The organism is Xenorhabdus szentirmaii DSM 16338 (genome assembly GCF_002632585.1).
Classification (GTDB): domain Bacteria; phylum Pseudomonadota; class Gammaproteobacteria; order Enterobacterales; family Enterobacteriaceae; genus Xenorhabdus; species Xenorhabdus szentirmaii.
In genome coordinates this window covers 708511-726245 of record NZ_NIBV01000001.1, presented here as the reverse complement: position 1 = coordinate 726245, position 17735 = coordinate 708511, and the positions used below count along the sequence as shown (strand labels likewise).

At 44.7% G+C, this 17735-nt stretch carries 31 protein-coding genes and 4 tRNA genes; 33 read left to right on the top strand and 2 right to left on the bottom strand.

The genetic code is table 11. The annotated features are described in order from the left end of the window. Positions 1-46: 46 nt before the first annotated feature. Both murB and birA read left to right on the top strand, forming a co-directional pair. Positions 47-1087, top strand: a complete 1041-nt coding sequence (murB, locus tag Xsze_RS03495; RefSeq protein WP_038242186.1) for a UDP-N-acetylmuramate dehydrogenase — start codon at positions 47-49, stop codon at positions 1085-1087. Beyond that, positions 1084-2043, top strand: coding sequence for a bifunctional biotin--[acetyl-CoA-carboxylase] ligase/biotin operon repressor BirA (birA, locus tag Xsze_RS03490; RefSeq protein ID WP_038242188.1), 960 nt, complete (start codon positions 1084-1086; stop codon positions 2041-2043). Before murB ends, birA begins: the two co-directional genes overlap by 4 nt. Before the next feature lie 37 nt (positions 2044-2080). Here birA and coaA read toward each other — a convergent pair whose 3' ends face one another. Further along, positions 2081-3031: a type I pantothenate kinase gene (gene coaA / locus Xsze_RS03485; RefSeq protein ID WP_038242191.1), complete on the bottom strand. Its 951-nt coding sequence runs from the start codon at positions 3029-3031 to the stop codon at positions 2081-2083. 182 nt (positions 3032-3213) lie between these two features. Next, positions 3214-3435, bottom strand: coding sequence for a hypothetical protein (locus Xsze_RS03480; protein ID WP_038242194.1), 222 nt, complete (start codon positions 3433-3435; stop codon positions 3214-3216). Positions 3436-3469: 34 nt separating this feature from the next. Between Xsze_RS03480 and Xsze_RS03475 the strand changes: the two genes are divergently transcribed. The 31 genes from Xsze_RS03475 to rpsM all read left to right on the top strand — a co-directional run bounded on the left by Xsze_RS03475 (position 3470) and on the right by rpsM (position 17721). Then, positions 3470-3545 (top strand) — tRNA-Thr (locus tag Xsze_RS03475). 16 nt (positions 3546-3561) lie between these two features. Beyond that, positions 3562-3646, top strand: a tRNA-Tyr gene (locus Xsze_RS03470). 99 nt (positions 3647-3745) lie between these two features. Continuing rightward, positions 3746-3820: transfer RNA gene (locus Xsze_RS03465), tRNA-Gly, on the top strand. Between the two features lie 7 nt (positions 3821-3827). After that, positions 3828-3903: transfer RNA gene (locus tag Xsze_RS03460), tRNA-Thr, on the top strand. A 112-nt stretch (positions 3904-4015) separates the two neighbouring features. Beyond that, positions 4016-5200 (top strand): elongation factor Tu, encoded by a 1185-nt coding sequence (gene tuf, locus Xsze_RS03455; protein WP_099138574.1) that lies wholly within the window; start codon positions 4016-4018, stop codon positions 5198-5200. 256 nt (positions 5201-5456) lie between these two features. After that, positions 5457-5651, top strand: coding sequence for a bacterioferritin-associated ferredoxin (gene bfd / locus Xsze_RS03450; protein ID WP_071991815.1), 195 nt, complete (start codon positions 5457-5459; stop codon positions 5649-5651). 76 nt (positions 5652-5727) lie between these two features. After that, complete coding sequence (gene bfr, locus Xsze_RS03445; RefSeq protein WP_038240490.1) at positions 5728-6210, top strand: bacterioferritin; 483 nt, start codon at positions 5728-5730, stop codon at positions 6208-6210. A 331-nt stretch (positions 6211-6541) separates the two neighbouring features. Continuing rightward, positions 6542-6853: a 30S ribosomal protein S10 gene (gene rpsJ, locus Xsze_RS03440; RefSeq protein ID WP_001181005.1), complete on the top strand. Its 312-nt coding sequence runs from the start codon at positions 6542-6544 to the stop codon at positions 6851-6853. A gap of 32 nt (positions 6854-6885) precedes the next feature. Continuing rightward, the gene (gene rplC / locus Xsze_RS03435) at positions 6886-7518 is read left to right on the top strand and encodes a 50S ribosomal protein L3 (protein WP_038240488.1); all 633 of its coding nucleotides are present in this window, start codon (positions 6886-6888) and stop codon (positions 7516-7518) included. 16 nt (positions 7519-7534) lie between these two features. Further along, on the top strand, positions 7535-8140 hold the full coding sequence (gene rplD, locus Xsze_RS03430; protein ID WP_038240487.1) for a 50S ribosomal protein L4: 606 nt from the start codon (positions 7535-7537) through the stop codon (positions 8138-8140). Continuing rightward, positions 8137-8439 carry a 50S ribosomal protein L23 gene (gene rplW / locus Xsze_RS03425; RefSeq protein WP_010847478.1) on the top strand — a complete coding sequence of 101 codons (303 nt, stop codon included), beginning with the start codon at positions 8137-8139 and terminating at the stop codon, positions 8437-8439. The genes rplD and rplW overlap by 4 nt, the downstream gene beginning before the upstream one ends. 19 nt (positions 8440-8458) lie before the next feature. Further along, a complete protein-coding gene (gene rplB / locus Xsze_RS03420) occupies positions 8459-9283 on the top strand; it encodes a 50S ribosomal protein L2 (protein WP_038240486.1) in 825 nt (274 codons plus the stop codon). Between the two features lie 14 nt (positions 9284-9297). After that, positions 9298-9576 carry a 30S ribosomal protein S19 gene (gene rpsS / locus Xsze_RS03415; RefSeq protein WP_011148791.1) on the top strand — a complete coding sequence of 93 codons (279 nt, stop codon included), beginning with the start codon at positions 9298-9300 and terminating at the stop codon, positions 9574-9576. Between the two features lie 14 nt (positions 9577-9590). Continuing rightward, positions 9591-9923 carry a 50S ribosomal protein L22 gene (rplV, locus tag Xsze_RS03410; protein ID WP_038240485.1) on the top strand — a complete coding sequence of 111 codons (333 nt, stop codon included), beginning with the start codon at positions 9591-9593 and terminating at the stop codon, positions 9921-9923. Between the two features lie 17 nt (positions 9924-9940). Next, a complete protein-coding gene (gene rpsC, locus Xsze_RS03405) occupies positions 9941-10642 on the top strand; it encodes a 30S ribosomal protein S3 (RefSeq protein WP_010847482.1) in 702 nt (233 codons plus the stop codon). Between the two features lie 12 nt (positions 10643-10654). Then, complete coding sequence (gene rplP / locus Xsze_RS03400; protein ID WP_012990491.1) at positions 10655-11065, top strand: 50S ribosomal protein L16; 411 nt, start codon at positions 10655-10657, stop codon at positions 11063-11065. Continuing rightward, on the top strand, positions 11065-11256 hold the full coding sequence (gene rpmC / locus Xsze_RS03395) for a 50S ribosomal protein L29 (RefSeq protein ID WP_010847484.1): 192 nt from the start codon (positions 11065-11067) through the stop codon (positions 11254-11256). Before rplP ends, rpmC begins: the two co-directional genes overlap by 1 nt. Continuing rightward, on the top strand, positions 11256-11510 hold the full coding sequence (gene rpsQ, locus Xsze_RS03390) for a 30S ribosomal protein S17 (protein WP_038240484.1): 255 nt from the start codon (positions 11256-11258) through the stop codon (positions 11508-11510). Before rpmC ends, rpsQ begins: the two co-directional genes overlap by 1 nt. A gap of 176 nt (positions 11511-11686) precedes the next feature. Further along, entirely contained in the window at positions 11687-12058 is a 372-nt protein-coding gene (rplN, locus tag Xsze_RS03385; protein ID WP_010847486.1) for a 50S ribosomal protein L14, read from the top strand. 10 nt (positions 12059-12068) lie between these two features. Further along, entirely contained in the window at positions 12069-12383 is a 315-nt protein-coding gene (gene rplX / locus Xsze_RS03380) for a 50S ribosomal protein L24 (RefSeq protein ID WP_038240483.1), read from the top strand. Positions 12384-12396: 13 nt separating this feature from the next. Beyond that, positions 12397-12936 (top strand): 50S ribosomal protein L5, encoded by a 540-nt coding sequence (gene rplE, locus Xsze_RS03375; RefSeq protein ID WP_038240482.1) that lies wholly within the window; start codon positions 12397-12399, stop codon positions 12934-12936. A gap of 12 nt (positions 12937-12948) precedes the next feature. Beyond that, a complete protein-coding gene (rpsN, locus tag Xsze_RS03370) occupies positions 12949-13254 on the top strand; it encodes a 30S ribosomal protein S14 (protein WP_038240481.1) in 306 nt (101 codons plus the stop codon). Positions 13255-13287: 33 nt separating this feature from the next. Further along, positions 13288-13680, top strand: coding sequence for a 30S ribosomal protein S8 (rpsH, locus tag Xsze_RS03365; RefSeq protein WP_038240479.1), 393 nt, complete (start codon positions 13288-13290; stop codon positions 13678-13680). Positions 13681-13694: 14 nt separating this feature from the next. Then, positions 13695-14228: a 50S ribosomal protein L6 gene (gene rplF / locus Xsze_RS03360; protein WP_038240477.1), complete on the top strand. Its 534-nt coding sequence runs from the start codon at positions 13695-13697 to the stop codon at positions 14226-14228. A gap of 9 nt (positions 14229-14237) precedes the next feature. Next, positions 14238-14591, top strand: coding sequence for a 50S ribosomal protein L18 (gene rplR / locus Xsze_RS03355; protein ID WP_038240476.1), 354 nt, complete (start codon positions 14238-14240; stop codon positions 14589-14591). 14 nt (positions 14592-14605) lie between these two features. Continuing rightward, complete coding sequence (rpsE, locus tag Xsze_RS03350) at positions 14606-15106, top strand: 30S ribosomal protein S5 (protein WP_038240475.1); 501 nt, start codon at positions 14606-14608, stop codon at positions 15104-15106. A gap of 5 nt (positions 15107-15111) precedes the next feature. Further along, complete coding sequence (gene rpmD / locus Xsze_RS03345; protein WP_008913894.1) at positions 15112-15291, top strand: 50S ribosomal protein L30; 180 nt, start codon at positions 15112-15114, stop codon at positions 15289-15291. A 3-nt stretch (positions 15292-15294) separates the two neighbouring features. Next, on the top strand, positions 15295-15729 hold the full coding sequence (rplO, locus tag Xsze_RS03340) for a 50S ribosomal protein L15 (RefSeq protein WP_038240474.1): 435 nt from the start codon (positions 15295-15297) through the stop codon (positions 15727-15729). 7 nt (positions 15730-15736) lie between these two features. Next, positions 15737-17068, top strand: a complete 1332-nt coding sequence (gene secY / locus Xsze_RS03335) for a preprotein translocase subunit SecY (protein ID WP_038240473.1) — start codon at positions 15737-15739, stop codon at positions 17066-17068. Positions 17069-17100: 32 nt separating this feature from the next. Next, positions 17101-17217: a 50S ribosomal protein L36 gene (rpmJ, locus tag Xsze_RS03330; RefSeq protein ID WP_012768118.1), complete on the top strand. Its 117-nt coding sequence runs from the start codon at positions 17101-17103 to the stop codon at positions 17215-17217. 147 nt (positions 17218-17364) lie between these two features. After that, positions 17365-17721, top strand: coding sequence for a 30S ribosomal protein S13 (gene rpsM / locus Xsze_RS03325; protein ID WP_038240472.1), 357 nt, complete (start codon positions 17365-17367; stop codon positions 17719-17721). Positions 17722-17735 lie beyond the last annotated feature (14 nt).

The following is a 17735-nucleotide window of genomic DNA, read 5'->3' as shown; positions in this document are numbered from 1 at the left end:
GAGTTTGATAGACTACAGTCAAAATTACTTATTGAGCTTGAAGTAAATGTCTGTCAGCCAAACTTACCAACTAAAAGCGTTCAACACATTTAATATACCAGCTTATGCTGAATATATTGGCATAGCGACCTCTATTGAATCTCTCCTGTCTTTGTGGCAAGCGGCAAAAGAAAAAACACACCCTATTTTATTGTTGGGAGGAGGGAGCAACATCCTTTTTACCGAAAATTTTAAAGGGACTGTGATCCTAAACCGAATTCTTGGTATTGAAATACAAGAATCGGATACTGCATGGCATATTCATGTTGGTGCGGGTGAGAACTGGCATCAACTGATCATCTCTTTGCTTAATCAACAAATTTACGGTTTGGAAAACTTAGCGTTGATTCCCGGAAATGTAGGTTCTGCCCCCATTCAAAATATTGGCGCATATGGCGTTGAATTTAAAGACGTCTGTGAGTATGTGGATCTTATTGAGCTGAAAACGGGAAATTCAATACGTTTAATGGCCAATATATGCCAATTTGGCTATAGAGACAGTATATTCAAACATCAATATAAAGATGGTTACGCTATTATTGCCGTCGGCTTACGTTTGAATAAAATCTGGGAGCCAACATTAACTTATGGTGGTTTGGCTAAATTCTCGCGAGAAGATGTGACTCCAGAGCAAATATTTAATATGGTGTGTGACATTCGCCAGAGTAAATTACCTGATCCTGCAATAATGGGTAACGCGGGAAGTTTCTTTAAAAACCCTATTATATCAGCTGCATTGGCTCAGAAAATTAAATTTACATACCCAGATTGTCCCCAGTATTGCGTTAATGAACATAGTATGAAGATTGCAGCAGGTTGGTTGATTGAACAGTGCGATTTAAAAGGATATTCCGTTGGTGATGCGGCTGTTCATACAAACCAGGCATTGGTACTAATTAATAAAGGAAGCGCCACAGGGCAGGACATTATTGCATTAGCTGCTTATGTACGAAATAAAGTGGCAGAAAAGTTTAATATTCATTTAGAACCTGAAGTACGCTTTATCGGTAGTGAAGGTGAGATAGATGCAGTGGAATGTATTTCATGAAAGATATTAGTATTCCGTTAAAATTAATTAAATTTTTATCAGATGGTGAAGTTCATTCTGGGCAGCAACTTGGTCAAGAATTGGGAATGAGCCGGGCAGGAATTAATAAACATATCCAGACAATCCGTGAGTGGGGAGTAGAAGTTTTGACTCTTCCGGGTAAAGGTTACTGCTTTCCAACCTCAATGGACCTTCTTGATAGCGAAATTATTGCGGATTATCTTCCAAATGATCACATTGAGGTAATCCCTGTTATTGATTCAACTAATCAGTATCTGCTGGAGAAGCTACCTGGGCTTAATTCAGGTGATTCCTGTGTTGCAGAATATCAGTATGCAGGGAGAGGGCGTCGAGGCAGGCAATGGATTTCAGCATTTGGGCGGAACTTATATTTATCCATGTACTGGCGCTTGGAGCAAGGGCCGGCAGCAGCAATAGGTTTAAGTTTAGTTGTTGGTATCGTGATTGCAGAAGTACTTAATCGTCAGGGAGCGAAAAAAGTAAAGGTAAAATGGCCAAATGATTTGTATTTAGATGATAAAAAACTTGCAGGAATATTAGTTGAGTTGACAGGAAAAACAGGGGATGCGGCTCAAATTGTTATCGGGATAGGTATCAATATTTCGATAAGTAATGAGCAACAGAAAATAATTAATCAACAATCGACCAGTTTATTGCATACAGGTATGACAGTTGAGCGGAATAAATTAGTTGCTGAAATTATCATCGAACTTAAAAAAGCGCTCATTCAGTTTGAAAAAGAAGGGCTATCTCCTTTCATTTCGAGATGGTTTGAATTAGATAATTTTATTAATCGACATGTGAAACTAATTATTGGTGATCAAGAAACTTGTGGAATTGCCCGGGGAATTGACCAACAAGGTGCATTGCTTCTTGATATTAATGGTATGGTTACACCTTATATTGGCGGTGAAATTTCTTTGAGAGGGATATGACTGCAAAGCCGGAATTAAATTACTTCCGGCTATTTAATTATTTTCTTAATCTGACACTCTCAATTGCGTGATTGGCACCCTTTGTCATAATCAAGCTGGCGCGTTCTCTGGTTGGTAAAATGTTTTGCTGTAAATTCAATCCATTAATTTCCTGCCAAATATTGGATGCAACGTTGACAGCTTCTTCTGTAGTTAATTTTGAATAGTTATGGAAGTAGGAGTCTGGATCGGAAAACGCCCCTTTTCGAAACTTAAGAAAACGACTGATGTACCACTCTTCGAGTAATTTTTCTGATGCATCAACATAAATTGAAAAGTCAACAAAATCAGAAACAAATACATGATGTGGTTCATGTGGGTAATCCATACCACTTTGTAACACGTTTAAGCCTTCAAGAATCAAAATATCGGGTTTTTCAATGATAATCTGTTCATTTGGGACAATATCATAGCTGAGATGTGAATATACAGGAGCGGTAACCTGTTCGGCGCCTGATTTGATATCCGCGACAAATTTGACCAGACCTCGCATATCATAGGATTCAGGGAATCCCTTTTTTTTCATTAAGCCACGTTCATTCAATATGTTATTAGAATGTAAAAAGCCATCGGTTGTGACTAATTTGACGCGGCGATGCTCGGGCCAGCGACTTAATAACGCCTGTAATAAGCGTGCGGTTGTACTTTTTCCTACGGCAACACTACCTGCAATACCAATAACGTAAGGTATTTTTTGCCTCGAAGTTCCTAAAAATTGATCAAGAACAGCCTGCCGTCGTAGGTTGGAACTGATATAAAAATTAAGTAGGCGAGATAATGGAAGATAGATCTCAACCACTTCATCTATTGAAATTTCTTCATTAATCCCTTTTAAAGCGGTTACTTCTTCTTCTGTTAATGTTAAAGGCACTGAGTCACGTAATGTTGCCCAATGCTCACGATCAAATTGTAAATATGGGGTCGTCAAAAAAGCTTCTTTCTTATTCATAAGTCAACATTTGCCTGTCAATGCAGGTTGGACAGGTTGTTGAGAACACCTGTATCCGACAAAAAATAAATCTCATCATATCGGTTGAACAATCGTAGGCGTAGATTTTTTTATGATTTTCGTGATTTTTTTGATAGCAAAGGCAAAAAGTGCAAAAAAATGTTCTATTTTTTATAACAACTTTATCTCGATATTGACCATTTTATTTCTTTTTTCAAAACAAAGAGGAAAAAAGCAGGAGAGATTTGCAAAAAGAAATCACCAAATGTATTTAACGATTCTTTTGTTATAAGATCTTCTTGTTTATTGTTTGAACTAATTTTTTTGAAAAAATAACCAAAATCATCGAAAGTGAGCGTTTTATGAGCAAAAGAACAAAAAAAGCAATTTTTTTGTTGCATCATGGGCCAACTCTACCTAGAATGCGCAGCACTTGATGCCGGCATAGCTCAGATGGTAGAGCAACTGACTTGTAATCAGTAGGTCCCGAGTTCGATTCTTGGTGCCGGCACCAATTAAAAATTTGGAAAGGTGGGGTTCCCGAGCGGCCAAAGGGAGCAGACTGTAAATCTGCCGTCACAGACTTCGAAGGTTCGAATCCTTCCCCCACCACCATTAACCAGTTTTAATCTTGAGTGTTCTGCTCGAGTCATACTCCAGAAGAACCACTTGAGTTACATGTATAGCTGATTAAAGTCAGGTAGCCGAGTTCATGCGGGCATCGTATAATGGCTATTACCTCAGCCTTCCAAGCTGATGATGCGGGTTCGATTCCCGCTGCCCGCTCCAAGTATGTGCTGATATAGCTCAGTTGGTAGAGCACACCCTTGGTAAGGGTGAGGTCGGCAGTTCGAATCTGCCTATCAGCACCACTTCCCCTGTTCTTGCCTCCTGAATTTCTTCATGTAACTATCTAAATCTAACAAGCAATTGCTTGGTTGATGTGGTTAAGCCACCGATTCCGTGTTTTAGAGGGACAACCTAATGTCTAAAGAAAAGTTTGAACGTTCAAAACCGCACGTTAACGTTGGTACTATCGGCCACGTTGACCACGGTAAAACTACCCTGACTGCTGCAATCACCACCGTTCTGGCAAAAACCTACGGCGGTAGCGCTCGTGCATTCGATCAGATCGATAACGCACCAGAAGAAAAAGCGCGTGGTATCACCATCTCTACTTCTCACGTAGAATACGATACCCCAACTCGCCACTACGCACACGTAGATTGCCCAGGCCACGCCGACTATGTTAAAAACATGATCACTGGTGCTGCTCAGATGGACGGTGCGATCCTGGTTGTTGCTGCAACTGATGGCCCAATGCCACAGACTCGTGAGCACATCCTGCTGGGTCGTCAGGTAGGCGTTCCATACATCATCGTGTTCCTGAACAAATGTGACATGGTTGATGATGAAGAGCTGCTGGAACTGGTAGAAATGGAAGTACGTGAGCTGCTGTCTCAGTACGATTTCCCAGGCGACGACACTCCAATCATCCGTGGTTCTGCTCTGAAAGCGCTGGAAGGCGAAGCTGAGTGGGAAGCGAAAATCATCGAACTGGCTGACGCACTGGATTCTTACATCCCAGAACCAGAGCGTGACATTGACAAGCCATTCCTGCTGCCAATCGAAGACGTATTCTCCATCTCCGGCCGTGGTACTGTAGTTACCGGTCGTGTTGAGCGCGGTATCGTTAAAGTTGGTGACGAAGTTGAAATCGTTGGTATCAGAGAAACCACTAAAACCACTTGTACTGGCGTTGAAATGTTCCGCAAACTGCTGGACGAAGGCCGTGCGGGTGAGAACGTTGGTGTTCTGCTGCGTGGTACTAAGCGTGACGAAATCGAACGTGGTCAGGTTCTGGCTAAACCAGGTTCAATCAAACCACACACCCAGTTCGAATCTGAAGTGTATATCCTGAGCAAAGATGAAGGTGGCCGTCATACTCCATTCTTCAAAGGTTACCGTCCACAGTTCTACTTCCGTACAACTGACGTAACCGGTACTATCGAACTGCCAGAAGGCGTTGAGATGGTAATGCCAGGTGACAACATCAACATGATCGTTACTCTGATTGCTCCAATCGCAATGGACGAAGGTCTGCGTTTCGCAATCCGTGAAGGCGGCCGTACTGTTGGTGCTGGTGTTGTTGCTAAAGTTATTGCTTAATCTTTGATTATAAAAAGATTATAAAAAGAGGAGCTTAGGCTCCTCTTTTTTTATACAAGCCACTAATCAAGCCACCAATGAAGGTGGCTTTTGTTTTATCTTAAAACAAAATAAAAACAAAAATTGAAATGAGATTTATTTCTATTTACACTTGGTCGGGTGATGTTTATTTTGTAAGCATAGGCGTTTTAGGTACGGGTATTTTATCTAACCTGAATCGTTACTTAAGAATGTAAATAGTTAAAAGAGTGCTTCCATGTATGTCTGTCTCTGCAATGCAGTAAGTGATAAAACCATACGCAACGCTGTTCACCAGCGACATGTGCGTTCCATTAGGGAATTAAGAAGCTTTGTTCCTGTGGGAAATGATTGTGGAAAATGTATACGGCAGGCACGCGAAATCATCAATGAGGAGATTGCTCTACTGCCTCCAATAAATAATGTTGCGTAAAATAAATACAATTTCCTTGCAATTACTCTGCCAAATTAGTACTACACTGTAGTAACTGGAAGCGGAGGAATTTGTTATGAAAGGTGATAAAAAAATAATTGCACATTTGAACAAACTTCTTGGTAATGAGCTTGTCGCTATTAATCAATACTTTCTACATGCCCGAATGTTCAAAAATTGGGGTTTGTTGCGTTTAAACGAAGCTGAATATCGCGAATCTATTGATGAGATGAAGCATGCTGATAAGTTTATTGAGCGCATTCTCTTCTTAGAGGGTATCCCTAATTTGCAAGACTTAGGTAAACTCAATATCGGAGAAGACGTAGAAGAAATGTTGCAATCTGATTTGGAGTTAGAGCTACGAGGTGTAAAGGATCTCAAAGAAGCCATAGCATATGCTGATTCAGTTCATGACTATGTCAGCAGAGACTTAATGATAGAGGTGCTTTCTGAGGAAGAAAATCATATCGATTGGTTGGAAACTCAACTTGAACTCATAACTCGAATTGGCATACAAAATTATACTCAGTCTCAGTCTCAGCTCAGTGAAGAAGAATAGCTATCATTTAAATTAGACGCCCTATAATTTGCTACATACATTTTGTTACATACATATAGGGCGTTACCTGCTTCCCACTTTCTTTCCTCCCTTGTGCGCAATTTTTTGAATAGATTTCATCCTTAATCTTGCTTTGCAGGTAAATTCACGTATAATGCGCGAGCTTACCTACGTGGTAGGACTGATTTTATCAGTAATGCGCGGTGATTTACCGCCATTAAAATACTCCCGATATGGGGGTTATACATTGAACGATTACACTCCCCCATCAATCGAAATGGGTGTGAGGAGTAATTATTTACGTTTATAAAATAGTTGGAGCTCTGGTCTCATGCAGAACCAAAGAATCCGTATCCGCCTGAAAGCATTTGATCATCGTTTGATCGATCAATCAACTGCGGAAATCGTAGAGACCGCTAAGCGCACTGGTGCGCAGGTTCGCGGTCCGATCCCGCTACCGACTCGTAAAGAGCGTTTTACCGTTCTGATTTCTCCGCACGTTAACAAAGATGCGCGGGATCAGTACGAAATTCGCACTCACAAGCGTCTGGTTGACATCGTTGAGCCAACCGAGAAAACCGTTGATGCTCTGATGCGTCTGGATCTGGCTGCCGGTGTAGACGTGCAGATCAGCCTGGGTTAATCAGGTCATTGAACGATTGAGAGGTTGAAACAATGATTGGTTTAGTCGGTAAAAAAGTGGGTATGACTCGCATCTTCACTGAAGATGGCGTTTCAATCCCTGTAACTGTTATCGAAATCGAAGATAACCGTGTAACTCAAGTTAAAAGCAATGAGACTGACGGTTATCGTGCAATTCAGGTAACGACTGGTAGCAAAAAAGCTAACCGCGTTAATAAATCTGAAGCAGGTCATTTCGCTAAAGCTGGCGTTGAAGCTGGCCGCATCCTGCGTGAATTCCGTCTGTCAGAAAGCGATGCTGAGTTCACTGTAGGTCAAAGCATTAGCGTTGAAATTTTCGCTGACGTTAAGAAAGTTGACGTTACTGGTACATCTAAAGGTAAAGGTTTCGCGGGTACTGTTAAACGCTGGAACTTCCGCACTCAAGATGCTACCCATGGTAACTCCTTGTCCCACCGTGTTCCGGGTTCTATCGGTCAGAACCAGACTCCGGGCAAGGTATTCAAAGGCAAGAAAATGGCAGGCCAACTAGGTAATGAACGTGTAACCGTTCAGAGCTTAGATGTAGTACGTGTTGACGCTGAGCGTAACCTGCTGCTGGTCAAAGGTGCTGTTCCAGGTGCAACGAACAGTAACCTGATCGTAAAACCGGCTGTCAAGGCGTAACGTCGAGGAGATAGGAATGGAATTGGTAATGAAAGACGCGCAAAGCGCGCTGACTGTTTCCGAAACTACCTTCGGGCGTGATTTCAATGAAGCGCTTGTGCATCAAGTAGTTGTTGCGTATGCAGCTGGTGCTCGTCAAGGTACTCGTGCTCAGAAAACTCGTGCTGAAGTTTCTGGTTCAGGTAAAAAACCATGGCGTCAGAAAGGCACTGGCCGTGCGCGTTCTGGTTCAATTAAGAGCCCAATTTGGCGCTCTGGTGGTGTAACTTTCGCAGCGAAACCACAGGACCACAGTCAAAAAGTTAATAAAAAGATGTACCGCGGTGCTCTGAAAAGCATTCTGTCTGAATTGGTACGTCAAGATCGTCTGATCGTTGTCGAGAAGTTCTCTGTTGAAGCACCTAAAACTAAGTTGCTGGTACAGAAATTGAAAGAAATGGCTCTGGAAGACGTGCTGATTATCACTGGCGAAGTTGATGAGAACCTGTTCTTAGCAGCTCGCAACCTGTACAAGGTTGACGTTCGTGATGCAGCAGGTATCGATCCAGTTAGCCTGATCGCCTTCGACAAAGTGGTTATGACTGCTGAAGCTGTGAAGCAAGTTGAGGAGATGCTGGCATGATCCGTGAAGAACGTCTGCTGAAAGTACTGCGCGCGCCGCACGTATCTGAAAAAGCTTCTACTGCGATGGAAAAAACCAATACCATCGTTCTCAAAGTTGCGAAAGACGCGACTAAAGCAGAGATCAAAGCTGCCGTACAGAAACTGTTTGAAGTTGAAGTTGAAGGTGTGAACACTTTGCTGGCTAAAGGTAAAGTAAAACGCCACGGTCAGCGTGTTGGTCGTCGTAGCGACTGGAAAAAAGCTTACGTCACCCTGAAAGAAGGCCAGAATTTGGACTTCGTTGGCGGCGCTGAGTAAGTCGGAGGAGTAAAGAACAATGGCAGTTGTTAAATGTAAACCTACGTCTCCGGGTCGCCGCCACGTTGTTAAAGTGGTTAACCCTGAGCTGCATAAGGGTAAACCTTATGCTCCGTTGTTAGAAAAAAACAACAAAACTGGTGGTCGTAACAACAATGGTCGCATTACCACTCGTCATATTGGTGGTGGCCATAAGCAGCACTATCGTCTGGTTGACTTTAAACGCAATAAAGACGGTATCCCTGCTGTTGTTGAGCGTCTGGAATATGATCCAAACCGTTCAGCAAACATCGCACTGGTTCTGTATAAAGACGGCGAACGCCGTTATATCCTTGCGCCTAAAGGCCTGAAAGCAGGTGATCAAATCCAGTCTGGTGCTGATTCAGCAATCAAAGCTGGTAACACACTGCCAATGCGCAATATCCCGGTTGGTTCTACTGTTCATAACATAGAAATGAAACCAGGAAAAGGTGGCCAGCTGGCTCGTTCAGCAGGTGCTTATGCTCAGATCGTTGCTCGTGATGGTTCTTATGTGACCCTGCGTCTGCGTTCTGGTGAAATGCGTAAAGTGCTGTCTGACTGCCGTGCTACTTTAGGTGAAGTTGGTAACGCTGAGCACATGCTGCGTGTTCTGGGTAAAGCTGGTGCAAGCCGCTGGCGTGGTGTTCGTCCTACCGTTCGTGGTACGGCGATGAACCCAGTAGACCATCCACATGGTGGTGGTGAAGGTCGTAACTTTGGTAAACACCCAGTAACTCCATGGGGCATTCAGACCAAAGGTAAGAAGACCCGTAGCAACAAACGTACTGATCAATATATCGTACGTCGCCGTTCTAAAAAATAATTAGAGGATAAGCCATGCCACGTTCTCTCAAGAAAGGTCCATTTATTGACCTGCACTTGCTGAAGAAGGTAGAGAAAGCGGTGGAAAGCGGAGACAAAAAGCCTATTAAGACTTGGTCCCGTCGTTCAACGATCTTTCCTAACATGATCGGTTTGACCATCGCTGTCCATAATGGTCGTCAGCATGTTCCAGTTTTTGTTTCCGACGAAATGGTTGGTCACAAACTGGGTGAATTCGCGCCGACCCGTACTTATCGCGGCCATGCGGCCGATAAAAAGGCCAAAAAGCGCTAAGGTAGGAGGAAGAGATGGAAACTATCGCTAAACATCGCCACGCTCGTTCTTCTGCTCAGAAGGTTCGCCTTGTGGCTGACCTGATCCGCGGTAAGAAAGTGTCGCAAGCTCTGGAAACTCTGACCTATACCAACAAGAAAGCTGCTGGTTTAGTGAAGAAAGTACTTGAGTCTGCTATTGCTAACGCAGAACACAACGATGGCGCTGACATCGATGATCTGAAAGTCGCGAAGATTTTCGTAGACGAAGGCCCAACAATGAAGCGCATTATGCCTCGTGCAAAAGGCCGTGCAGATCGTATCCTGAAGCGCACCAGCCACATTACTGTGGTTGTGTCCGATCGCTGAGACTCTGGAGACTAGCAATGGGTCAGAAAGTACATCCTAATGGTATTCGTCTGGGGATTGTCAAACCTTGGAACTCTACCTGGTATGCGAATACCAAAGAATTCGCTGACAACCTGGACAGTGACTTTAAAGTTCGCCAGTACTTGAACAAAGAACTGGTTAAAGCATCAATTTCACGTATTGTTATCGAACGTCCTGCGAAAAGCATCCGTGTGACTATTCATACTGCTCGCCCAGGTATCGTAATCGGTAAAAAAGGTGAAGACGTAGAAAAACTGCGTAAAGCTGTAGCGGATATCGCTGGCGTTCCTGCGCAGATTAATATTGCCGAAGTGCGTAAACCTGAACTGGACGCAAAACTGGTTGCTGACAGCATCAGCTCCCAGCTGGAGCGTCGTGTTATGTTCCGCCGTGCTATGAAACGTGCGGTACAGAACGCTATGCGTCTGGGCGCGAAAGGCATCAAAGTGGAAGTCAGTGGCCGTCTGGGCGGTGCTGAAATTGCGCGTACTGAATGGTATCGTGAAGGTCGTGTACCTCTGCACACTCTGCGTGCAGACATCGACTACAATACTTCTGAAGCGCACACCACTTATGGTGTAATCGGCGTTAAGGTATGGATCTTCAAAGGTGAGATCCTGGGTGGTATGGCTGCAGTTGAACAGGCGGAAAAACCGGCTGCGCAACCTAAAAAGCAGCAGCGTAAAGGCCGCAAGTAAGGAGAGTCGCTGATGTTACAACCAAAGCGTACGAAATTCCGCAAGGTGCACAAAGGCCGCAACCGTGGTCTGGCTGCAGGTGCGGATGTTAGCTTCGGCACTTTCGGTCTGAAAGCTGTGGGCCGTGGTCGTCTGACTGCTCGTCAGATTGAAGCGGCACGTCGTGCTATGACCCGTGCAATTAAGCGTCAAGGTAAAATCTGGATCCGTGTGTTCCCAGACAAACCTATCACCGAAAAGCCACTCGAAGTGCGTATGGGTAAAGGTAAAGGTAACGTAGAATACTGGGTTGCCTTGATCCAGCCCGGTAAAGTCCTGTATGAAATGGACGGTGTGCCTGAAGAGCTGGCTCGTGAAGCATTCAAGCTGGCAGCAGCGAAACTGCCTATCAAAACCACCTTTGTAACTAAGACGGTGATGTAATGAAAGCACAAGAGCTGCGCGAAAAAAGCGTTGAAGAGCTGAACACTGAGCTGCTGAATTTGTTGCGTGAACAATTCAATTTGCGTATGCAGGCGGCAAGTGGCCAGCTGCAACAGTCTCATCTGTTGAAACAAGTGCGTCGTAATATTGCACGCGTTAAGACTTTACTGACTGAGAAGGCGGGTGCGTAATGACCGATAAAATCCGTACTCTGCAAGGTCGTGTTATTAGTGACAAAATGGAAAAATCCATTGTTGTTGCTATTGAGCGTAAGGTGAAACACCCACTGTATGGTAAGTTCATCAAACGTACGACCAAACTGCACGTACATGACGAGAACAATGAATGTGGAATTGGTGATGTAGTGGAAATCCGCGAAACCCGCCCACTGTCTAAGACTAAATCTTGGACCTTAGTTCGCGTTGTAGAGAAAGCGGTTCTGTAATAGAACGCTATCTCGTACGAAATAAACGGCCCAAAAAATAACAGGGCCGTTTATTTCTCTGTCCATCGCGAAGATGTGGTGTTATAATGCCGCGCCCTCGTAGTATGGGATATTGAAACGGCTTCTTTAAAAATTAAAGTAGCTCAGTAGTAGTTGACATTTAGCGGAGCACTAAAATGATCCAAGAACAGACTATGCTGAACGTGGCCGACAACTCCGGTGCACGTCGCGTAATGTGTATCAAGGTTCTAGGTGGCTCGCACCGTCGCTACGCACATGTCGGTGACATCATCAAAATCACTATCAAGGAAGCAATTCCTCGCGGTAAAGTGAAAAAAGGTGATGTCCTGAAAGCGGTAGTGGTGCGCACCAAGAAGGGTGTTCGTCGCCCGGACGGTTCTGTCATTCGCTTCGATAGCAACGCTTGTGTATTGTTGAATAACAATAGTGAGCAAGTTATCGGTACGCGTATTTTTGGGCCGGTAACTCGTGAACTTCGTAATGAAAAGTTCATGAAAATTATCTCTCTGGCACCTGAAGTACTCTAAGGAGCAGGCAATGGCAGCGAAAATCCGTCGTGATGACGAAATTATCGTGTTGACCGGTAAAGACAAAGGTAAGCGCGGTAAAGTAAAACAGGTTCTTTCTTCTGGCAAAGTCATTGTTGAAGGCATCAATCTGGTTAAAAAACATCAGAAGCCAGTTCCGGCTCTGAATCAACCAGGTGGCATCGTTGAAAAAGAAGCAGCTATTAATGTTTCTAACGTTGCAATCTTCAACGCAGCAACCAGCAAGGCTGACCGTGTAGGTTTTAGATTCGAAGACGGCAAAAAAGTTCGTTTCTTCAAATCTAACAACGAAACTATCAAGTAATTTGGAGTATACGATGGCGAAACTGCATGATTACTACAAAGACGAGGTAGTCCAGAAACTGATGACTCAGTTTGGTTACCATTCTGTCATGCAAGTCCCTCGGGTCGAGAAGATCACCCTGAACATGGGTGTTGGTGAAGCGATCGCTGACAAAAAACTGCTGGACAATGCAGCAGCTGACTTGACAGCAATCTCTGGTCAGAAACCATTGATCACCAAAGCACGCAAATCAGTTGCAGGCTTCAAAATCCGTCAGGGCTATCCAATCGGCTGTAAAGTAACCCTGCGTGGCAAACGCATGTGGGAGTTCTTTGAGCGCCTGATCTATATTGCTGTACCACGTATCCGTGACTTCCGTGGTTTGTCCGCTAAATCATTCGATGGTCGTGGTAACTACAGCATGGGTGTTCGTGAGCAAATCATCTTCCCTGAAATCGATTACGATAAAGTGGATCGTGTACGTGGTTTAGATATTACTATCACCACTACTGCGAAATCTGATGATGAAGGCCGCGCACTGTTGGCTGCGTTTAACTTCCCGTTCCGCAAGTAAGGCAGGGTATTCATGGCTAAGCAATCAATGAAAGCACGCGATGTAAAACGTGCGAAATTAGCTGAGAAATTCTTCGCAAAACGCGTTGAACTGAAAGCGATCATCTCTGATGTAAACGCATCTGACGAAGACCGTTGGAATGCTGTTCTCAAGCTGCAAACACTGCCACGTGATTCCAGCCCTTGCCGTCAGCGTAACCGCTGCCGTCAAACTGGGCGTCCGCATGGATTTTTGCGGAAGTTTGGGTTGAGCCGTATTAAAGTCCGTGAAGCCGCTATGCGCGGTGAAATCCCGGGCCTTAAAAAGGCTAGCTGGTAATTGTCACCAATTGAATCACGGGAGTAAAGACAGATGAGCATGCAAGATCCGATAGCGGATATGCTGACCCGTATCCGTAACGGTCAGGCCGCGAATAAAGTTGCGGTCACCATGCCTTCCTCCAAGCTGAAAGTGGCAATTGCCAAAGTGCTGAAGGAAGAAGGTTACATTGAAGATTTTAAAATCGAAGGCGACACCAAGCCAGAATTGGAAATTACTCTGAAGTATTTCCAAGGTAAGGCTGTTGTAGAAAGCATTCAGCGTGTAAGCCGTCCAAGTCTGCGCATCTATAAGAAAAAAGATGAGCTGCCACAAGTTATGGCTGGCTTGGGTATTGCTGTTGTTTCTACCTCTAAAGGTGTAATGACTGATCGTGCAGCTCGCCAAGCTGGTCTTGGTGGCGAGATTCTCTGCTACGTAGCTTAATTCGGGAGGAAAGAATGTCTCGTGTTGCAAAAGCACCCGTCGTCATTCCTGCCGGCGTAGAGGTTAAACTCAACGGTCAGGTTATTTCGATTAAGGGTAAAAACGGCGAATTAAGTCGTGAAATCCACAACGCAGTTGAAGTTACACATGCGGATAACCAACTGACTTTCGCACCACGCGAAGGTTTCGTTGATGCTTGGGCACAGGCGGGTACAACTCGTTCTCTGCTGAATGCAATGGTTATCGGTGTTCATGAAGGTTTCACTAAGAAGCTTCAACTGGTAGGTGTTGGTTACCGTGCAGCAGTTAAAGGCAATGCAGTTAGCTTGTCTTTAGGCTTCTCGCATCCGGTTGAGCATCAACTGCCAGCAGGCATAACTGCGGAATGCCCATCACAAACTGAAATCGTACTGAAAGGTGCTGATAAGCAGGTGATTGGTCAGGTTGCGGCAGATCTGCGTGCCTATCGTCGTCCTGAGCCATATAAAGGCAAGGGTGTTCGTTACGCCGATGAAGTCGTGCGTACCAAAGAGGCTAAGAAGAAGTAAGGTAACACTATGGATAAGAAAGCAGCTCGTATCCGTCGTGCGACCCGCGCACGCCGCAAGCTCCAGGAACTGGGTGCAACTCGCCTGGTGGTACACCGTACCCCTCGCCATATTTATGCGCAGGTTATCGCACCAAATGGTTCTGAAACTCTGGTGGCAGCTTCTACAACAGAAAAAGCTATCAGTGAACAACTGAAATTTACTGGAAACAAAGAAGCAGCAGCATTAGTAGGCAAAATTGTTGCTGAACGCGCTCTGGAAAAAGGCATCAAAGATGTATCCTTTGACCGTTCTGGTTTCCAATATCATGGTAGAGTCCAGGCACTGGCAGATGCTGCCCGTGAAGCTGGCCTTCAGTTCTAAGGTAGAGGTGTAAGATGGCTCACATCGAAAAACAAGCTGGCGAACTGCAGGAAAAGCTGATCGCGGTAAACCGCGTATCTAAAACCGTTAAAGGTGGCCGTATTTTCAGCTTTACAGCACTGACTGTAGTTGGTGATGGTAACGGTCGCGTTGGTTTTGGCTACGGCAAAGCACGCGAAGTTCCGGCAGCGATCCAGAAAGCGATGGAAAAAGCACGTCGCAATATGAAAACCGTCGCACTTAAGAGCGGCACCCTGCACCACCCAGTGAAAGGCTCACACACCGGTTCTAGCGTGTTCATGCAGCCTGCTCACGAAGGTACAGGTATCATCGCCGGTGGTGCGATGCGTGCTGTTCTGGAAGTAGCTGGAGTTCGTAACGTACTGGCTAAAACCTATGGTTCCACTAACCCAATCAACGTGGTTCGTGCAACTCTGGATGCTTTGGATAGTATGAAGTCTCCTGAAATGGTCGCGGCTAAGCGTGGCAAATCCGTCGAAGAAATTCTGGGGTAATGACCATGGCTAAGACTATTAAAATTACTCAGGTTCGCAGTTCAATCGGTCGTTTGCCTAAGCATAAGGCAACTCTGACAGGTTTAGGTCTGCGTCGCATTGGTCATACTGTAGAACGTGAAGATACACCAGCTGTTCGCGGTATGGTCAACTTGGTTTCCTATATGGTTAAAGTTGAGGAGTAACAGATGCGCTTAAATACTCTGTCTCCGGCTGAAGGTGCCAAGCACGCACCTAAACGTGTAGGTCGTGGTATCGGTTCTGGCCTGGGTAAAACTGGCGGACGTGGTCACAAAGGTCAGAAGTCTCGTTCTGGCGGTGGCGTTCGTCGCGGTTTCGAAGGCGGTCAGATGCCTTTATATCGTCGTTTACCAAAATTTGGTTTTACTTCACGTAAAGCAATGATCACTGCAGAAATTCGTCTGTCTGATTTTGCACGTGTTGAAGGCGATGTTATCGATCTGAATGCACTGAAAGCAGCTAACGTTATTGGCCCTCAAATTGAATTCGCTAAAGTAATGCTTTCTGGCGAAGTCAATCGCGCAGTAACTGTGCGTGGCTTGCGTGTTACTAAAGGCGCCCGCGCTGCAATTGAAGCTGCTGGCGGTAAAATTGAGGAATAAGTAACAGATGGCTAAACAACCAGGATTAGATTTTCAAAGTGCTAAAGGCGGATTAGGCGAGTTAAAACGCAGACTTTTGTTTGTCATTGGAGCTCTAATTGTTTTCCGTATTGGCTCTTTTATTCCAATCCCTGGTATTGATGCCACTGTGCTTGCCAAATTGCTCGAACAGCAAAGAGGCACCATCATTGAAATGTTTAACATGTTTTCTGGTGGTGCTTTAAGCCGTGCTTCTATCTTTGCACTGGGTATAATGCCGTATATCTCGGCATCAATTATTATCCAGTTGCTAACTGTGGTTCACCCCCGTTTAGCAGAGATTAAGAAGGAAGGGGAAGCTGGTCGTCGTAAGATCAGTCAGTACACCCGTTATGGCACATTAGTGCTGGCGATATTCCAGTCAATTGGTATTGCTACCGGATTGCCGAATATGCCAGGGATGCAAGGGTTGGTGATTAATCCAGGTCTTGCATTCTATTTCACGGCTGTAGTAAGTCTGGTCACGGGAACCATGTTCTTGATGTGGTTGGGTGAGCAGATTACTGAAAGAGGTATCGGTAACGGTATTTCAATCATAATCTTTGCTGGTATCGTTGCGGGCTTACCGCCTGCAATTGGTCACACCATCGAGCAAGCTCGGCAAGGCGATCTGAGCTTCCTCCTGTTGCTGTTGGTTGCAGTATTAGTGTCTGCTGTAACTTTCTTCGTTGTTTTCATGGAGCGTGGTCAACGTCGTATCGTCGTTAACTATGCTAAACGTCAGCAAGGTCGTAAAGTTTTTGCAGCACAAAGTACACATTTACCGTTGAAAGTGAATATGGCTGGGGTTATCCCTGCAATTTTTGCTTCCAGTATTATTTTGTTCCCTGGTACTATAGCCTCTTGGTTTGGTGGCGGGACAGGCTGGAATTGGCTGACAACTATTTCTATGTATTTGCAGCCGGGTCAACCACTTTATGTGTTATTATACGCATCTGCAATCATCTTCTTCTGTTTCTTCTACACGGCTTTGGTATTCAATCCAAGAGAAACAGCAGATAACCTGAAGAAGTCCGGTGCATTCGTACCAGGAATTCGTCCGGGAGAGCAAACGGCTAAGTATATCGATAAAGTAATGACTCGTTTAACCTTAGTTGGTGCGTTATATATTACTTTTATCTGCTTAATCCCGGAGTTCATGCGTGACGCAATGAAAGTTCCATTCTATTTTGGTGGTACTTCCCTACTGATCGTAGTTGTTGTTATCATGGACTTTATGGCTCAAGTGCAAACTCTGATGATGTCAAGTCAGTATGAGTCTGCATTGAAGAAGGCAAACCTGAAAGGATATAACCGCTAACTGGTTTGCTTGAGAAGTTACGGAGAGTAAAAATGAAAGTTCGTGCTTCCGTCAAGAAATTATGCCGCAACTGCAAAATTGTTAAGCGTAACGGTATCGTTCGCGTAATTTGCAGTGCAGAGCCTAAGCACAAACAACGCCAAGGCTAATTAATCGCATATTTTTCTTGCAAAGTTGGGTTGAGCTGGCTAAATTAGCCAGCCAATCTTTTTTATCTGACCGCAACATTATTTGAGTATCCTGAAAACGGGCTTTTCAGAATGGTGTTGCAGTAATAAATATTGTAGGAGTGCATAGTGGCCCGTATAGCAGGCATTAACATTCCTGATCAGAAACATACCGTTATCGCGTTAACCTCGATTTACGGCATCGGTAAAACTCGCTCACAGGCTATCTGTGCAGCAGCGGGTATTGCTGAAAATGTTAAGATCAGTGAGCTGTCTGAAGAGCAAATTGACAAGCTGCGTGACGAAGTTGCCAAATACGTTGTAGAAGGTGACTTGCGTCGTGAAGTGACCCTGAGCATCAAACGTCTGATGGACCTTGGTTGCTATCGTGGTTTGCGTCATCGTCGTGGTCTACCAGTGCGCGGTCAGCGTACCAAGACCAATGCACGTACCCGTAAGGGTCCGCGTAAGCCGATCAAGAAATAATCGGGGTGATTGAA

Bases quoted from the DNA above. Each gene is read 5' to 3' on its own strand.
- murB (WP_038242186.1), top strand. From the start codon at position 47: ATGTCTGTCAGCCAAACTTACCAACTAAAAGCGTTCAACACATTTAAT.
- birA (WP_038242188.1), top strand. From the start codon at position 1,084: ATGAAAGATATTAGTATTCCGTTAAAATTAATTAAATTTTTATCAGAT.
- coaA (WP_038242191.1), bottom strand. From the start codon at position 3,031: ATGAATAAGAAAGAAGCTTTTTTGACGACCCCATATTTACAATTTGAT.
- Xsze_RS03480 (WP_038242194.1), bottom strand. From the start codon at position 3,435: ATGATGCAACAAAAAAATTGCTTTTTTTGTTCTTTTGCTCATAAAACG.
- tuf (WP_099138574.1), top strand. From the start codon at position 4,016: ATGTCTAAAGAAAAGTTTGAACGTTCAAAACCGCACGTTAACGTTGGT.
- bfd (WP_071991815.1), top strand. From the start codon at position 5,457: ATGTATGTCTGTCTCTGCAATGCAGTAAGTGATAAAACCATACGCAAC.
- bfr (WP_038240490.1), top strand. From the start codon at position 5,728: ATGAAAGGTGATAAAAAAATAATTGCACATTTGAACAAACTTCTTGGT.
- rpsJ (WP_001181005.1), top strand. From the start codon at position 6,542: ATGCAGAACCAAAGAATCCGTATCCGCCTGAAAGCATTTGATCATCGT.
- rplC (WP_038240488.1), top strand. From the start codon at position 6,886: ATGATTGGTTTAGTCGGTAAAAAAGTGGGTATGACTCGCATCTTCACT.
- rplD (WP_038240487.1), top strand. From the start codon at position 7,535: ATGGAATTGGTAATGAAAGACGCGCAAAGCGCGCTGACTGTTTCCGAA.
- rplW (WP_010847478.1), top strand. From the start codon at position 8,137: ATGATCCGTGAAGAACGTCTGCTGAAAGTACTGCGCGCGCCGCACGTA.
- rplB (WP_038240486.1), top strand. From the start codon at position 8,459: ATGGCAGTTGTTAAATGTAAACCTACGTCTCCGGGTCGCCGCCACGTT.
- rpsS (WP_011148791.1), top strand. From the start codon at position 9,298: ATGCCACGTTCTCTCAAGAAAGGTCCATTTATTGACCTGCACTTGCTG.
- rplV (WP_038240485.1), top strand. From the start codon at position 9,591: ATGGAAACTATCGCTAAACATCGCCACGCTCGTTCTTCTGCTCAGAAG.
- rpsC (WP_010847482.1), top strand. From the start codon at position 9,941: ATGGGTCAGAAAGTACATCCTAATGGTATTCGTCTGGGGATTGTCAAA.
- rplP (WP_012990491.1), top strand. From the start codon at position 10,655: ATGTTACAACCAAAGCGTACGAAATTCCGCAAGGTGCACAAAGGCCGC.
- rpmC (WP_010847484.1), top strand. From the start codon at position 11,065: ATGAAAGCACAAGAGCTGCGCGAAAAAAGCGTTGAAGAGCTGAACACT.
- rpsQ (WP_038240484.1), top strand. From the start codon at position 11,256: ATGACCGATAAAATCCGTACTCTGCAAGGTCGTGTTATTAGTGACAAA.
- rplN (WP_010847486.1), top strand. From the start codon at position 11,687: ATGATCCAAGAACAGACTATGCTGAACGTGGCCGACAACTCCGGTGCA.
- rplX (WP_038240483.1), top strand. From the start codon at position 12,069: ATGGCAGCGAAAATCCGTCGTGATGACGAAATTATCGTGTTGACCGGT.
- rplE (WP_038240482.1), top strand. From the start codon at position 12,397: ATGGCGAAACTGCATGATTACTACAAAGACGAGGTAGTCCAGAAACTG.
- rpsN (WP_038240481.1), top strand. From the start codon at position 12,949: ATGGCTAAGCAATCAATGAAAGCACGCGATGTAAAACGTGCGAAATTA.
- rpsH (WP_038240479.1), top strand. From the start codon at position 13,288: ATGAGCATGCAAGATCCGATAGCGGATATGCTGACCCGTATCCGTAAC.
- rplF (WP_038240477.1), top strand. From the start codon at position 13,695: ATGTCTCGTGTTGCAAAAGCACCCGTCGTCATTCCTGCCGGCGTAGAG.
- rplR (WP_038240476.1), top strand. From the start codon at position 14,238: ATGGATAAGAAAGCAGCTCGTATCCGTCGTGCGACCCGCGCACGCCGC.
- rpsE (WP_038240475.1), top strand. From the start codon at position 14,606: ATGGCTCACATCGAAAAACAAGCTGGCGAACTGCAGGAAAAGCTGATC.
- rpmD (WP_008913894.1), top strand. From the start codon at position 15,112: ATGGCTAAGACTATTAAAATTACTCAGGTTCGCAGTTCAATCGGTCGT.
- rplO (WP_038240474.1), top strand. From the start codon at position 15,295: ATGCGCTTAAATACTCTGTCTCCGGCTGAAGGTGCCAAGCACGCACCT.
- secY (WP_038240473.1), top strand. From the start codon at position 15,737: ATGGCTAAACAACCAGGATTAGATTTTCAAAGTGCTAAAGGCGGATTA.
- rpmJ (WP_012768118.1), top strand. From the start codon at position 17,101: ATGAAAGTTCGTGCTTCCGTCAAGAAATTATGCCGCAACTGCAAAATT.